Annotated in this window: 12 protein-coding genes and 1 tRNA gene; 9 read left to right on the forward strand and 4 right to left on the reverse strand. The window is 43.9% G+C overall.

What is annotated here, in order from left to right; genetic code table 11:
* Positions 1-37 precede the first annotated feature (37 nt).
* The 4 genes from mutM to Q9R46_RS04940 all read left to right on the forward strand — a co-directional run bounded on the left by mutM (position 38) and on the right by Q9R46_RS04940 (position 2,967).
* Positions 38-865, forward strand: coding sequence for a DNA-formamidopyrimidine glycosylase (gene mutM / locus Q9R46_RS04925; RefSeq protein ID WP_145329200.1), 828 nt, complete (start codon positions 38-40; stop codon positions 863-865).
* A gap of 151 nt (positions 866-1,016) precedes the next feature.
* Positions 1,017-1,781, forward strand: coding sequence for a manganese efflux pump (locus Q9R46_RS04930; protein WP_311279160.1), 765 nt, complete (start codon positions 1,017-1,019; stop codon positions 1,779-1,781).
* Between the two features lie 29 nt (positions 1,782-1,810).
* On the forward strand, positions 1,811-2,407 hold the full coding sequence (coaE, locus tag Q9R46_RS04935; protein WP_311279161.1) for a dephospho-CoA kinase: 597 nt from the start codon (positions 1,811-1,813) through the stop codon (positions 2,405-2,407).
* Positions 2,404-2,967, forward strand: coding sequence for a lytic transglycosylase domain-containing protein (locus tag Q9R46_RS04940; protein WP_090920282.1), 564 nt, complete (start codon positions 2,404-2,406; stop codon positions 2,965-2,967). The genes coaE and Q9R46_RS04940 overlap by 4 nt, the downstream gene beginning before the upstream one ends.
* Before the next feature lie 98 nt (positions 2,968-3,065).
* Here Q9R46_RS04940 and Q9R46_RS04945 read toward each other — a convergent pair whose 3' ends face one another.
* The gene (locus tag Q9R46_RS04945; protein WP_017689472.1) at positions 3,066-3,287 is read right to left on the reverse strand and encodes an alpha/beta-type small acid-soluble spore protein; all 222 of its coding nucleotides are present in this window, start codon (positions 3,285-3,287) and stop codon (positions 3,066-3,068) included.
* A 115-nt stretch (positions 3,288-3,402) separates the two neighbouring features.
* On the opposite strand from Q9R46_RS04945, the gene nrdR reads away from it, so the two are divergent.
* Positions 3,403-3,870, forward strand: a complete 468-nt coding sequence (gene nrdR / locus Q9R46_RS04950; protein ID WP_090920285.1) for a transcriptional regulator NrdR — start codon at positions 3,403-3,405, stop codon at positions 3,868-3,870.
* A gap of 223 nt (positions 3,871-4,093) precedes the next feature.
* Here the strand turns inward: nrdR and Q9R46_RS04955 are convergent.
* Positions 4,094-4,165 (reverse strand) — tRNA-Ala (locus Q9R46_RS04955).
* A gap of 522 nt (positions 4,166-4,687) precedes the next feature.
* On the opposite strand from Q9R46_RS04955, the gene Q9R46_RS04960 reads away from it, so the two are divergent.
* Positions 4,688-5,743, forward strand: a complete 1,056-nt coding sequence (locus Q9R46_RS04960; RefSeq protein WP_311279162.1) for a hypothetical protein — start codon at positions 4,688-4,690, stop codon at positions 5,741-5,743.
* Positions 5,744-6,148: 405 nt separating this feature from the next.
* Here the strand turns inward: Q9R46_RS04960 and Q9R46_RS04965 are convergent, their stop codons facing one another.
* Entirely contained in the window at positions 6,149-6,601 is a 453-nt protein-coding gene (locus Q9R46_RS04965) for an Lrp/AsnC family transcriptional regulator (protein ID WP_145412555.1), read from the reverse strand.
* Positions 6,602-6,891: 290 nt separating this feature from the next.
* On the opposite strand from Q9R46_RS04965, the gene Q9R46_RS04970 reads away from it, so the two are divergent.
* The 3 genes from Q9R46_RS04970 (at position 6,892) to Q9R46_RS04980 (ending at position 10,323) form a co-directional block, all read left to right on the forward strand.
* Entirely contained in the window at positions 6,892-8,421 is a 1,530-nt protein-coding gene (locus tag Q9R46_RS04970; RefSeq protein WP_311279163.1) for an MFS transporter, read from the forward strand.
* Positions 8,422-8,627: 206 nt separating this feature from the next.
* Positions 8,628-9,590: a helix-turn-helix transcriptional regulator gene (locus tag Q9R46_RS04975; RefSeq protein WP_311279164.1), complete on the forward strand. Its 963-nt coding sequence runs from the start codon at positions 8,628-8,630 to the stop codon at positions 9,588-9,590.
* A gap of 106 nt (positions 9,591-9,696) precedes the next feature.
* Positions 9,697-10,323, forward strand: a complete 627-nt coding sequence (locus Q9R46_RS04980) for a type 1 glutamine amidotransferase family protein (RefSeq protein WP_145329209.1) — start codon at positions 9,697-9,699, stop codon at positions 10,321-10,323.
* A gap of 181 nt (positions 10,324-10,504) precedes the next feature.
* Here the strand turns inward: Q9R46_RS04980 and Q9R46_RS04985 are convergent, their stop codons facing one another.
* On the reverse strand, positions 10,505-14,128 hold the full coding sequence (locus tag Q9R46_RS04985; protein WP_311279165.1) for an S-layer homology domain-containing protein: 3,624 nt from the start codon (positions 14,126-14,128) through the stop codon (positions 10,505-10,507).
* Positions 14,129-14,442: the final 314 nt, after the last annotated feature.

Consider the following 14,442-nt stretch of genomic DNA (forward strand, 5'->3'; position numbering starts at 1 on the left):
CCATCTTCCGTTATAATATAAGGGAGGTGAGAACATCATGCCGGAACTACCGGAAGTCGAAACAGTCAGAAGAACGTTGAATCAACTTATTGTAGGTAAAACGATTGAACAAGTTACCGTTAATTTGCCGCGAATTATTCAGCGGCCTGACGATATAGAAGCATTTGCATTGGAACTGGCAGGACATACTGTGATTGGTGTAGAGCGCCGGGGCAAGTTTTTACGTATTTTGTTGGACGGGCTTGTGCTGGTCTCCCATCTGCGGATGGAGGGACGTTACGGTGTTTATCATCAGCACGAAGAGGTAGAGAAGCATACTCATGTCATCTTCCATTTCAATGATGGCACGGAATTGCGATACAAGGATGTTCGTCAGTTTGGAACGATGCATCTGTTCAGCGCAGGCGAAGAACTGGTTTCGAAACCGCTTATGAAGCTTGGACTGGAGCCGCTAGATGAGGCTTTTACGGTGAATGCATTCCGCGATGCAGTGGGGAAACGAACCACCAAAATCAAAGCTGTTTTGCTGAATCAGGCATATGTGGTTGGCATCGGGAATATTTATGTGGACGAGGCTCTCTTCCGTGCAGGTATACATCCCGAGACGATTGCCAAGACGCTGACCGAAGCACAGCTGAAGGTTTTGCATGAAGCCATTGTGGCTACGTTGCAGGATGCGGTGAATGCAGGAGGCTCCTCGATCAAGTCATATGTTAATGGGCAAGGCGAGATGGGCATGTTCCAGCATCAACTGAAAATTTATGGTCGCAAAGCTGAACCTTGTGTTACGTGCGGTACGTTGATTGAAAAAAGCGTCGTTGGCGGACGTGGCACGCATTTTTGCCCGAATTGTCAGCGACTTTGATCTCCCGAACCAGAACCGAATCAATGAAATGATGAAATCATAGCACCCTTGGATTCCTCCCTCCATATACTGATATGGCAGAAATAAGCGGGCATATACCCATACTGACATCATCAGTTGGCACACGTACCGCACAGGGGAGGAATCCGGGGTGCTGCATCATTTTATTTCATTACTGGCGCTTGCTTTTGCAGTGAGTTTAGATGGTTTTGGAGTTGGGATTACATACGGACTTCGGAGGACCAAGATTCCGCTCTTATCCATTGCTATTATTTCACTTTGTTCGGGATTGGTTATTGCAGTGTCTATGCAGGTTGGGGTGTTATTATCTCATGTCGTGTCGCCAGGTGTAGCTTCGATTGTGGGTGCTGTCATTCTGATTGTGATCGGTGCGTGGTCGCTCTTGCAACTGATCAGGCGGAGGGGAAAAGAACGTGAGGAAGAAGAGAGTGGATTGGTGCAAGAGAGATTACTTCTGGAAAATGGAGCAACGGATTCGGGTCTTTCATCCAGAGGCAAGAATCAATTAATGGTTCTGGAAGTGCAACCTTCACCAACGGATGGTTCGGTGGAGCGCATGGTATTTACACTGGAGCTACGAAAGCTTGGTGTGGTCATTCAAATTTTGCGTAGCCCCTCCAAGGCGGACATGGATAACTCAGGCAGTATCTCCGCACAGGAAGCAATGTGGCTCGGAATCGCGCTGTCATTAGACGCCTTTGGAGCAGGTCTGGGTGCAGCATTACTTGGATTCCCTACGCTGTGGACAGCACTGGTGATTGCGTTGTTTAGCGGGGCGTTTCTGTCACTTGGCATGAAGGTAGGATTACGGTTTGCAGCACAGCGCTGGATGCAGAAGCTTTCCATTCTACCAGCCCTGCTGTTAATGATTATGGGAATATTCAAGTTGTTTTGAGGAGTAATTAAGTGTTATGAGGTGAGACGATGAATATAGGCTTAACAGGCGGAATCGCAACAGGCAAAAGCAGTGTTTCCGCCTATCTGGCCAGTAAGGGAGCGCTGCTCATCGATGCAGATGTTATTGCCCGGGAAGTCATGTTGCCTGGGCATCCCGTTTTGTCTGCCGCTGTTCAGCGGTTTGGACAAGCCATACTGAATGAGGATGGAACGTTGGATCGGAAAAAGTTAGGGAGTATTGTTTTTCAGCACCCTGAGGAACGTAAAGCGCTTGAGGCCATCACTCATCCCGCCATACGGAAGGAGATGCGTGAGAGAGCGGCTGCATATGAGTTGAACCATCCGGACAAGCTGGTAGTATCGGATATTCCTTTGTTGTACGAGTCGGGTCTGGAAGATGGTTTTACGGAAGTTATGGTCGTATATGTACCTAGAGCAGTACAACTGGAACGACTGATGAACCGCGATCAGATGACCCAGGCTGACGCCGAAGCACGCATAGCGGCACAGATGGATATTGAACGCAAAAAAGAGCGGGCAGATATCGTGATTGATAACAGCGGATCATGGGCTCAGACGGAGAAGCAGCTTGAATTATTTTTAACGCATAAGGGTTTGTTATGAAAATATTGCGTAAAAAACGTGTACTGCTGATCATGTTTGTTTCCTTTGTACTTGTGTTATTTCTAAATACGAACTGGATGGCCTGGTTTTATCCGATTGAATACAAGGAAGAGATTCGGGCACAATCCCAGAGTTATGAGGTTGATCCGTTTCTGATCGCCTCCATTATCAGGGTGGAGACCAATTTCAAAACGAGCAAAGAATCCAAACGTGGTGCAATCGGACTGATGCAGCTCATGCCGGATACGGCGAACTGGATATTGGAACAAGCCAAAATTCCGGATACTTCGCTGGAGGAATTGAAACATGAACCCGGGCGAAATATTCAACTGGGGACATGGTATCTGCGTAATCTGTCAGACCAGTTCGGTGGCAACGAAATCGTGATGATTGCCGCTTATAATGCTGGACCGGGGAAGGTCAGTAGCTGGTTGAAAAATGGTGTATGGGATGGCACACTTGAAACGGTAAAAGATATTCCTTTTGGTGAGACACGCCACTATGTACAACGGGTTATTTACTATTATAATCAGTATGTGAAGATCTACGATACGTTTTAGAGTGATTGCTGGGAAAAAGATAAGGAGAAGCACGGAGCAGACCGGTAGTGTACCGGCCGCACCATGCTCCTCTGTGTAACGTATTACGATGCAGATAATTATTGGTATTGACCTGCCAATTGCTGTTCTGCAATTGTTACCAGACGCTTCGTGATGTATCCACCGATCGAACCGTTCTCGTAAGAAGTCATGTTACCTTGGTACCCATCTTGTGGGATGCTGATTCCGAGTTCTTGAGCGACTTCATATTTCATTTGCTCCAGGGCTGCGGAAGCTTTAGTTACAACCAAGTTGTTGGAGTTACCGTTGCTTTGTGCCATTGCTGTTCACCTCCTCGCGGGTTGGTAAAAGTATTATGTGTCGTGAATGCGATTTTCATAACAAAATATGCTCAGGGAATATGTGGTAAAAAGTAAAAATGGGAAGTGATCTAAGTTGAAATGTCCTTATTGTGGTTATCTAGGTACCAAAGTGCTGGATTCCAGACCAGCCAATGAATCGAAATCCATTCGCCGCCGCCGCGAATGCGAGCAGTGCGCGAGAAGATTCACAACTTTTGAAATGATTGAAGAAACCCCTTTGATTGTCATCAAGAAGGATGGGAGTCGAGAAGAATTCAGCCGTGACAAAATTCTTCGTGGATTGATCCGTGCGTGTGAGAAGCGTCCTGTCTCTGTAGAAACGCTGGAGATGATGGTATCTGAAGTGGAGAAGTCACTGCGTAACACAGCCGAGGCTGAAGTGGAAAGCCGCCAGATCGGTGAGCTTTTAATGGAACAGCTGTTTCCGGTGGATGAGGTGGCGTATGTGCGATTTGCTTCTGTGTACCGCCAGTTCAAAGACATTAACATGTTCATGAAAGAACTGAAATCACTGCTGTCCAAAGAAGATCTGGAGGACTAATGTAGTGGGGAAAAAGGAGAAGAGCAATCCGGGGATGCATCTGGTATGTGCGGTATATGCCCGTAACATGAATGTTCTTCTCCATAGATTTCGATGCATGAAAACCGCTTAACGAGCAACCAAATCTAAGTATCTGAAAAAACGGTCTCAATATTGGGGAATAAAAAAACAGTACATATTTAAATAAACAAAAGACCCTACATAAAATAGGGTCTTAAAACTATGGAGCGTAGGGGGGTCGAACCCCTGACCTCTTCGCTGCCAGCGAAGCGTTCTCCCACTGAACTAACGCCCCAAGAAGAATACAAAAAATAATATATCACTTAAATATTAAGCAGTCAATGGTTGTTTTATCTTTCGTAGCACTGTTATATTTGCGAATGAAGTTGTACAAATTTAGATGTCAGACTAACAACAATAGCGTAACGCGTCTTTGCCTCTGGCGATGTCCGTTTTAGCTACCTCACCAGTCCCAAAGATTTGTTCTGTTTTGGTAGGCTCCGGATGAAGCTATGTGCTCTAATTTAAAGTAAATAGCTGAAAGGTGTCTACTGATTTCCTTTGCAATTGCTCGTGAGCTTTTTCCTACCGAAAGAGGATCTCTATCTTGCTGTGTTCAATTATGCTAAGATATGTGTAGTTCATGGTAGGTTTTCCTCGTGTCAATGTGGTGTAGGGATCTTCATAAATGACAATCTCTCATTCACATAAAATTCTTAAAAGCTATCTTTTTATCTACATAGATGTATAGCAACAACTAATATAATAGAATTTGAATAAGCTAATGAGAATCTCCTTCTGAAAGGTTGATGTTATTTTGATTAGTCCTTATAACGAGCTATGGATGGATTGTGTAACGAATAATCTTATAGCTATGCTAGCTAGCCAAAATGAAGCATTCCTTAAATCTCCTTGCTATATGGACACGATTTATTTAAGAAAAGTTTTTAATCAATCATATAGTTCAGAGGGAATTCAAGAGGAATTGATGTCGAATGGTGCATACTTCCCTAAAATACAGTATTCTCTAGAGTTGCTTAATAATTATATTGATTATGAAATCGAAGAGATGAATCAGGATTACCAAAGCATTCATGATATGATCAAAAGTAAAATCGATGATGGTTATTGTCTTTTTATTGTTGTGGATCGTTTTTTCTATCCTTCAGGTCTGGATGCCAATACTTCTCACATGATACATCCAACGTTTATTTATGGCTATGATAATGAAAATCAAAGTTATATGGCGTTAGAGGATTGCGTCATGATGGGGAAGATGGATTATTACAGCATTCCTTATAGTTCTATTGAGAAATCGAGTAAATACCTTACAAGTTTAGGTAAATCAATAAGTTTAAATTTTTGCAAAACGAATGAGTCTTCAACTGAATTCAATGGTGAAATTTCGATATTACAGGTTATTAACTCGCTGGAGAAAATGCTACAAGGAGGACAAATATATAATAAAGAATATGATTTGTACTATCATTGTGGACTAGATTCATTATCTACTTTTTCCAATGAAATTAATACTTTCTTTTATAAATTGACAGATAAAAATACATTCAGAACAAGGGTATTGTCTTTCTGTCAATATCATAAGCGAAATCAAGACGTAGTTACTCTTATTTCGAAATATTATGATATTAATATGGGAGATATGAAGCTGTATTATGAGAAAATTTACAAAAAATGGTTTGTTTTTAAAAATAAAAGTAATTATATATTGGAAAAGCGGATGTCTAGTGAAACTCATATAAGTAAGGACGATCTTGCATGGTTGAATTTGAACTTAAATGAAATTATAGATTTAGAAAGAAGAACAATGGAAAGAATGTGGTGTCTGTGCAAAGAATATTATGACAAATTATGAAGAGGATTACGTGTACAGCATAGAGTGAAACCCACTCGGAAATATATTCATAGTTCGTATATCTGTATGCTTGTAAATATAACCCACTCACTTTTATCAAGACCCCACTTGGTACTTGGTATTATAAAAAGGCCCTAGACTACAAACTGGCGTCGGTATTCACCGGTGTCAGTTTATTTCTTTTCGCTGTGGCCGTTTTTCCAGAAATATTAGACGCAAGGTATCATCTTAATAAAACGCATGAACCTCAATATTTCTACGCGTTGATGAATTCAATTCAATGACAACAGCTCCATTCAAATGAAAATTTTTCTATAGATTTCGTTGAGACAGCTCCGAGGTTCAGTATTATAGACGGAGTAAAGGCAAAGGAGCATAGCGACTGATCCCGTCCTTGGACATTTCTTAGTCAACCATCCGCGCATCTTCAAGAGAAGGAATAAGATTTCTATGATCGATTGGTGAAGACATAACAATCAGGATCGTATATGTTCCATATTTATCGCACTGGTTTCCAAACTCTTCAAGAGCACGCGTGGATTCGGTCACTACTTTTAATAAGTAACTGTGTTCCCCGCTTATGCGGTGGCACTCGGCAACATGAGGAGATGCATGGACAAAATCAAGAAATGCTAGGCAGTCTCTAGTCCGGAACAGCATGTAAGCGGCCGAATCCTTCCCGATTTTTTCAGGGGATATGACGGTGCGATATTCCTTAATAACTCCACTTTCCTCCATTCTTCTGACTCGCTCCGTTACAGCTGGTTGGGACAAACCCACACATTTACCCAGCTCCGTCATTGATATCCTTGCCTGATTTTGAAGAAAAAAGAGAATTTGCTTATCTATTTGATCCACTTCAAATGTCCTCCTTTAATTTTAAGGTGTAATCTAAAAAGACGTTAAATTATTAAGTGTAGTAATCATAATGCATTTATTATGTCATGTAAAATGGATGATTTAAATTATATAATTACCTCACCCCAATATAGTGATTAATTGAGAAAAAGTTAGAGAGGATGTTTACCATTGAGCAAATCTGATTTAGGCGAGGTAGAAAAGGATGATTTCTGGGCACAAATTGAGAAGGTCAATGTTTGTATGAGGTATGCTTCAATTTGCAATTCTAAGTCTGGAGGGAACCAGTAATGCTTCTCTATCCCTCCAACAAAAATATAATTGCATTGGCAGCTATATGTTTGTCAGCCCTAATGTTTGGTCTCGAAATTTCCAGCGTGCCAGTGATACTGCCAACACTGGAGAAGATACTGCATGGTAATCTCAAGGATATGCAATGGATTATGAATGCTTACACTATTGCTAGTACAACGGTTCTGATGGCTGTTGGAACGCTGGCTGACCGGTTTGGGAGAAGGCGTATTTTTATTATCAGCCTCGCCCTGTTCGGCATTACATCCTTGATTTGTGGCTTGGCACAAAGTTCGACGATACTCATTATTAGCCGATTTCTTCAGGGCGTAGGCGCAGGAGCGATGCTAATTTGCCAGATAGCCATTCTTTCGTATCAGTTTAAGGAAGGAAAAGAACGAAGTAAAGCCTTTGGCGCATGGGGAATCGTATTTGGTATTGGCCTCGGTTTTGGACCCATTATCGGCGGCATGATTATGGCCGTTTCCAATTGGCATTGGGTTTTCCTAGTCCACGTCCCACTGACCATTCTTACTTTGCTCTTTGTTTTAGGCAGCATACAGGAGTCTAGCGATCCACAGGCCAAAAAGCTGGACATTATCGGTATCGTCACGCTTTCATGTACAGTTTTTGGGCTGGCATACTTTATCACACAAGGGCCTGAACTTGGCTTTACCAGCATAGCTGCGATTAGCATACTTATTGCAACGGTATCATGTTTCATTATATTTTTGTTTGCAGAGAAGCTCAGTCCCCATCCGATGTTCCACTTTTCCGTATTCAGGATACGTAATTTTTCTGGTGCTCTTTTTGGCTCCGTCGGCATGAATTTCAGTTTCTGGCCGTTCATGATTTATTTGCCAATCTATTTCCAGAGCGGCCTGGGTTACAGCACGGTGGCAGCTGGACTGTCGCTCTTGGCTTATACGCTGCCCACTTTGGTGTTTCCACCTCTGGCAGAGCGCCTTTCGCTCCGTTACCAGCCAGGCATAGTCATTCCATCGGGTCTATTCATGATTGGTACAGGCTTCATTTTGATGAAATTTGGCAGTGGCATGGATCACGCTAGCTGGTTGACCATGCTCCCCGGTTCTCTACTCGCTGGCATTGGGCTTGGCTTAACAAACACTCCTGTAACCAACACGACGACCGGCTCGGTTCCAAGTACTCGTGCAGGTATGGCTTCCGGCATAGACACGAGTGCCAGATTGATCAGTCTAGCCATCAATATTGCCGTGATGGGATTCATTCTGCAGGAAAGTATCCTTTCCTATTTGAAGCGGGTTCTTCCTGGGACAGACGATGTAACGCAATTGCGCGCTTTGGCCGAGAAAATAGCCGCTGGAAATACATCTCTCCATCAAAATTTTCCAGAGCTGACCTCACTTGATGCATCTGGAACTGTGGTTCACACGGCTCTTGTGAACGGATTTGGTTGGGTGATGCTCTATGGGGGTATAGGCGTGTGGGTGTTGGCCGCAATCAGTTTTATAATTTTTGCACCAAAGAAATCATTGTTGCAAAAGTAGAGTGTAAAGACTATCACTGGCGGCGATGAGGTCAGGGGCTTGATCCTTTAATTTCCAACTAAAAAACGGCAGAGATGCCGTTTTTTTAGTTGGGATCAATTGTTTCTGTCACAGCAGGTAAATTTGTTTCTCAGTAGCTAATAACGAATTTAGGCAATTGACGTACGTGGAATTCCTAATATGATGAAATGGGGGAGGGTTGTTTTATGCCGAAAAAAGATAATATGTTAGCCATTCTATGGATGTTGAACTCGGGAGAGAAGTGGACTGCAAAGCAAATATCCGAAAAGTTAGAAGTAAATATAAGAACTGTCTATCGGTACATTGATGCATTATGTTCAAGTGGAGTGCCTATCATATCCGACACAGGTCATCATGGTGGATATAGCCTGTTGAATCATTTTATCAGAGCGCCTCTACTATTTGATATGGAAGAAAAGAAGACGCTTCTTCATGCTGCTGTTTTTGCAAAAGAAGCCGGATACCCATTAACTGAGACATTAGAGAATGCGACATCCAAGTTGAAAATGTATTCGAATAAGGAACAGGAGAGCAAACTAAACCAACAATTAACTGGATTTGAAGTGATAAACCGCATAGTCAGCCCTTCGAGTCAGCTCGTATTAGCGGAATTGGAACATGCTGTAGAAAAAGAATTATGTGTAGAGATAGATTATCGTACAAGCCGGGAAGAGAAGCCAAAGAGCAGGATGATAGATCCATATGAAATCGTTTACTGGAACAATAAATGGTACACTGTTGCATTTTGCCACCGAAGGAATGAAATACGAAGTTTCCGGGTAGATCGAATTTTACGAATCAAGCGAACTGAACTAATCTTCAAGTGCCCTGAAGCTTTTTCTAGCCGTGAATTTTTTATGAAGAACCTGTTGCCTGATCTTCTGGGGAAGGAAGGGTTAATTGTACTAAGGATTGAAGGCAGACAAGAGGCGTTAGACGAACTGTGCATGCATTGGTTTTTCGGCCATCATCTGCAAGAGCGAACACCCACTCAAGCCTTCTTTTTATTTGAGGAAAAATCCATCCATAATTCTGTCCCTTATTTTCTTCTGTCCTATGGTAAATCCATTCGAATCATCGAACCCCAGAGTGTGAAAGACAGACTCGTTGCTATTGCATCAGATTTAATGGAATATTATCAACAATAATAGCTTCACTGACAGTGGATGTCAGTGAAGCTATTTTATAATGAGTTAGTCAGTGACTACCGATGGATTGTAGTCCGTGATAGATAAGAAAAGGGAGAAATTCAACATGAAAAATACAGTATATCTTTATGTTTTTGACAGTATGTCCGATTGGGAAATAGGTTATTTAACTGCTGAGCTGAACTCAGGAAGATACTTTAGAAAGGGACTGGCTCCAGTACAAATCGTTACTGTTGGGCTCGAAAAGACTCCGGTAATTACAATGGGTGGGTTGAAAATAATACCTGATATTACAGTGGATGAGTGCAACATTACAAGCGTAGATGCGTTGATTTTACCTGGGGGAAACACATGGACAGAGGATATTCACAGGCCCATACTAAAATGTGCCGAGATGTGTTTACAGGAAGGGATCGTAGTTGGAGCGATTTGCGGAGCTTCCATAGGACTTGCTCAAGCAGGCATGTTAGATTCCCGTTCGCATACAAGCAATGACCTGGCGTATCTTAAAATGATTTGTCCGTCTTACACGGGTGAAGAATATTACAAATTGGAATCTGCTGTTACCGATGGAAAACTGATCACCGCTTCCGGAGTAGCTCCACTTGAATTTTCCGTTCATGTTTTAGGAGCGCTAGATGTATTTTCTCCAGAAACATTAGACGCATGGTATCGTCTTAATAAAACGCATGAACCTCAATATTTCTACGCGTTAATGAATTCAATCCAATGACCGCTTCATTCAAGAGAAACGCCATCACTTCAATGTGATGGCGTTTTTTGATGGATTGCTCCGTAAAGTCTGTCTTCTTATCGGAAGTGAAAGACAAGACGTTTTCTAAAATGCTCCTCTACAATGGAGGACTTTAAGTATGTTTTTTAGCCAGAAGGATCGTATCATCCTGTACGCGCTTTCAATTATGCGAGTGTTCGATGAATCTTATAAAGAGAGTAGCTACTTCGGCGCGGGTAGCAGTGGTATTAGGAGCAAAGAGATTGTCCGCATTGCCTAATACAATACCGTTGCTTCGCATCAGCTTAACGGCCTCCAATGCCCATGAGCTGATCTCACTCTCGTCCGTGAAGGACTTAGATTGGCTTTCAGGTATCTCATAGCCCTTGTACTTCATGTAGTTATAAAGGATCACTAACATCTGTTCGCGTGTCAGTGGTGAATTAGGGTCAAACAGATCTTCGCTTAAACCGTTGACTATGCCTTTTTCTGCCGCCCATTCGACTGCCGCCGTGTACCATTGTCCGTCCGTCACGTCGCTATAGCGGGAACTCGCAGAGTCGGTGTGTTTAACGTTCTCCAGATTGGCTAGTACCTGCACGAACATTGCACGTGTCATTCCGGTGCTAGGTGAGAATGATGTAGAAGTCGTGCCGTTGAAAAGGTTGTATGTGTAAGCGGAATTTACGTTACTATAGAACCAGTCATCCATGGTGGTATCCCTAAAAGGATTGCCCGATCGCACGAGGAAGCCCAATGAGGTGGCATCATCGAATGCAAGCACCGTAGCCTCACGAATGTTTAGTGACAAGCCGTTGTTTAAGTCGACTTTTGCTCCGTCCGATCCAATCAATATCGTACCGTCGCCCCGTATCTTTGATCCTTCAGGGATATGCAATTGATTGTCATTTGGCAGGTTCAAGTTGGCTACTTTGCCACCCACAGTGACCGTACCGTCGTTCTCGATTGTCGACCCACCAGAAATGGTCACTGTGCCTTTGCTGCTAGGTAGCGTCACTTGGGCGATCTTGTCCGCCGGAATAGTCACCTTACCGTTAGAGTCTATCGTTGTACTCTCTGGTACCGTGATCTCGATCTCGCCTTTGGTTGAAATCTTGCCGCCTCCGGGCAGGGTGGTAATTCCATTTTTGTCCGTGACAGCGGGTTTATCCTTCGGTGTAGTCAGGGTGTAGTTCGAATTTGATATTCCGTTATCTGTCCCGATGCCCGTACTGTCGGAGTTACTTGTGTTACCTGTGTTGCTTGTATTACCGGTGCTCCCCGTCGTGCCACCGGAATTAGGCACGGTAGGAGTTGTCGTTGCCGTCGGTATGGACGTTACACTGATCTCAGCTCCGTCACCCTTCGCGTTCAAAGCAATGATCTTGAAGCTGTAGTTTTGGCCGTTAATCAGGTTGTTGAAGGTATACTTAGTTTCGCTCGCATCCAATGTGACTGGCGGTACGTTGCCATACCATACCTTGTAGCCTAATATCGCGCTACCACCGTTGTCAGCAGGAGCAGACCAGCTCAAGGTGACCCGTCCGTCACCCGCTGTTGCCTTGAAACCGCTGGGCGCACCGGGCACGACCGGTTTTCGCTGCGCGAACATCCAATCAAAGACATCCGTGTAGTCATTGTTCCAAGCCGGTAAATTAGAGGACTGCGCTGTAGGAGCTATTGTCCAAGTTCCCATCGTTATCTGGTTGTAAAGAACCGTCGCTTCCACTTCATGCGCTATATAATCAGCCAGAACGGGTGTGTTGGCAGGATTCGGTCTTAGATTCGGCTGATCAAATTGATTGTACGGCCACGTAAGTACCTCATTACTCTCAAAGCGGGAAGCTCTCGCGTTAATCATTTTTGGCATATTAGTATTGATGTAGTTATTGAGATTAGACTGGTAGCTTCCAACATTATGAGCATTTAAAAACATCCAATAGGCCAGGGTGTTGTGAGCATCATTGGCGTTAGCATTCGGTGAACCGCTTACCGGAGCCATAGGTGCGGCGGCAGCGAAGAAGCCGGGATAGCTGTTAACTAAGTTGTTCGTATATTGGCCGCCCCAGGAGAAGCCTGCTGCGTAAACACGGTTAGGATCTACTTCGCCACTGGCGATTAGGGCGTCAATCACCTTCTTAACATTCTGTGTGGAGGGAACAGAAACGCCATTATAGGAAATATTCAGGATGTGGCTGGCATACTTTTCGGGATTCTGTGCCATTTTTTTCATTAGGGCGACCGATCCATTGGCGGATTTCATGGCCGCTTTTTGGTCTGCCGCAGCGTTTGTTCCGCCGCGCGACATGCCGTGGGTATACACATACAGCGGCAATCCTTTCATCACGTTACCATCCTCATCCTTGTGGAGGTAGAGCGAGCGATTGACCGAATTATCCGTGAATGTTGCGAACTTATCAAGGATGGTATTCACAACTTTTTCTTGCTCAAAAACCACATTGTGAAGTGCATTTCCCTCTGTCAGTACGATCTCGCCCTTTGGGATGAGGGTGTAAACCTGCTTTGTTGAGTTACTGCTGCCATCCAGCGTTGTATTGCCGCCGCTTTGTGAATAAAACTCAGACTCAACGACGATGTAACGCCCGCTCTCCAGTCCTGCCTGATAATCTGGTGAATTGCTAACCGGTCCCACATAGCCGCGTACCTTCGGTTCATCATTAGCATATACCCTTGTGATCTTGCGTGGTCCTTCTAAGGTAACCGCTTCACCATTCAGGGTAGTGTTCCTAGCCGATAAGGCGAACAAGTCCGGATTAAGCGCGGAGCCTAACGCCGTATTCCCCTCACCTAAGTCGATGATAACAGCCGTTGTGTACTCGCCACTGGCGAAGTTGTCATTCCATACGATAAAGGGGAGTATCCTCGCGTCCGGATCATTTTTAAATGTCACATGAATGGTATGGCTAGTTTCAATATTCGTAAAGGTATAAGTGCCAGCAGATATAGTCACGATCTCGCCGTCTACCGTTACGGTATCCACAACTTTACCGGAATCCGGGGCGAACGTTATTTCTTTGTTAGAGCCCCGATCTACTCTAAGCACATCGCCGGGTGGGTTCGATATGATTGAGCCGCCCGGTCCGGCAGTGGCGGTAATTGATAATCTGGTGTCTAATTCATTGGCTGAGATGAGCTGCAGGCTGTCAGTAAACGAGTCAGAGCTGGTATAAGCTGCGTCTGGAACTCCAAAAGAGGAAACGACTTCATAGCGGTCACCGCCGTTTTCCGTTGAGTTATTGATGTAGACCTCAAAGGTAAGCTTTCCCTCCTGTAAGGTCAAGTTTCTTTTGGGTATTCTCATCTCCACGATGTATCCGGTTTCCGTAATCTGGGTCCATGCAGCTCTGCCTGGAGCGGCCTGCCCTGAAAACACACCCGTCGCGCTGACACGCCATTGGTTCGAGCCACTGCTTCCATTACCAACATAAAACTCCAGACTGTCGTACCGGTGGTCTCCACCTGCTCCCTGATATAGATTACTGTCATTCACAACTACGCGGGTATACAGGAACTCGTGATCCCAAAGGATTCTGGCTGTGCCCGTGGCATGGGGTCTTGGGTCGGTGGGAACAGTGCTTTTGTTGATGTGATGCTCCATGGTTTGGCTCCAGAGGGGGTCGTTTGAACCAAGTTCGGGAGTACCAAAAATGGCGGCCTTTGTTTCACTCGCTTCTGTTGAGCTCTCAATGTTGTCACTGTCGGCAGCGTAGCTCGTAGGCATTAGCGAAGCCACCATTACCAAGCAACAAAGGAATGCGAGCATTTTTCTAAATCGTTTTGGCATAGATGCAGTCCTCCTTATTTTTTAATCCGGTGCGCTCATGGTTTACTCGCATCCGTATTTGGAAGCGTTATCAAGTTGACATGCGCCCAACTATATATATTATGTTTATCCGAGGTTAAACCCTTTAATTTGAATGTAGAGTATATTTTGGAATAATAACGATTACTTCTAGGTATAGGGACAACGTTTCAGTCCACATCAAATTTTCAAATTGAAATAAAAAAGTTCACGTTATTAACATGATAGTACATTGAATTGAAATATCGGAACACGTAATATGAAAAAATGTAAGCGTATTCATTTTGAAGTGGTTC

The sequence above is a fragment of the Paenibacillus sp. RRE4 genome (genome assembly GCF_031844205.1).
GTDB classification, from domain to species: Bacteria; Bacillota; Bacilli; order Paenibacillales; family Paenibacillaceae; genus Paenibacillus; species Paenibacillus xylanexedens_B.

Bases quoted from the DNA above. Each gene is read 5' to 3' on its own strand.
- Q9R46_RS04980 (WP_145329209.1), top strand. From the start codon at position 9,697: ATGAAAAATACAGTATATCTTTATGTTTTTGACAGTATGTCCGATTGG.
- Q9R46_RS04975 (WP_311279164.1), top strand. From the start codon at position 8,628: ATGCCGAAAAAAGATAATATGTTAGCCATTCTATGGATGTTGAACTCG.
- Q9R46_RS04945 (WP_017689472.1), bottom strand. From the start codon at position 3,287: ATGGCACAAAGCAACGGTAACTCCAACAACTTGGTTGTAACTAAAGCT.
- mutM (WP_145329200.1), top strand. From the start codon at position 38: ATGCCGGAACTACCGGAAGTCGAAACAGTCAGAAGAACGTTGAATCAA.
- coaE (WP_311279161.1), top strand. From the start codon at position 1,811: ATGAATATAGGCTTAACAGGCGGAATCGCAACAGGCAAAAGCAGTGTT.
- Q9R46_RS04985 (WP_311279165.1), bottom strand. From the start codon at position 14,128: ATGCCAAAACGATTTAGAAAAATGCTCGCATTCCTTTGTTGCTTGGTA.
- Q9R46_RS04970 (WP_311279163.1), top strand. From the start codon at position 6,892: ATGCTTCTCTATCCCTCCAACAAAAATATAATTGCATTGGCAGCTATA.
- Q9R46_RS04940 (WP_090920282.1), top strand. From the start codon at position 2,404: ATGAAAATATTGCGTAAAAAACGTGTACTGCTGATCATGTTTGTTTCC.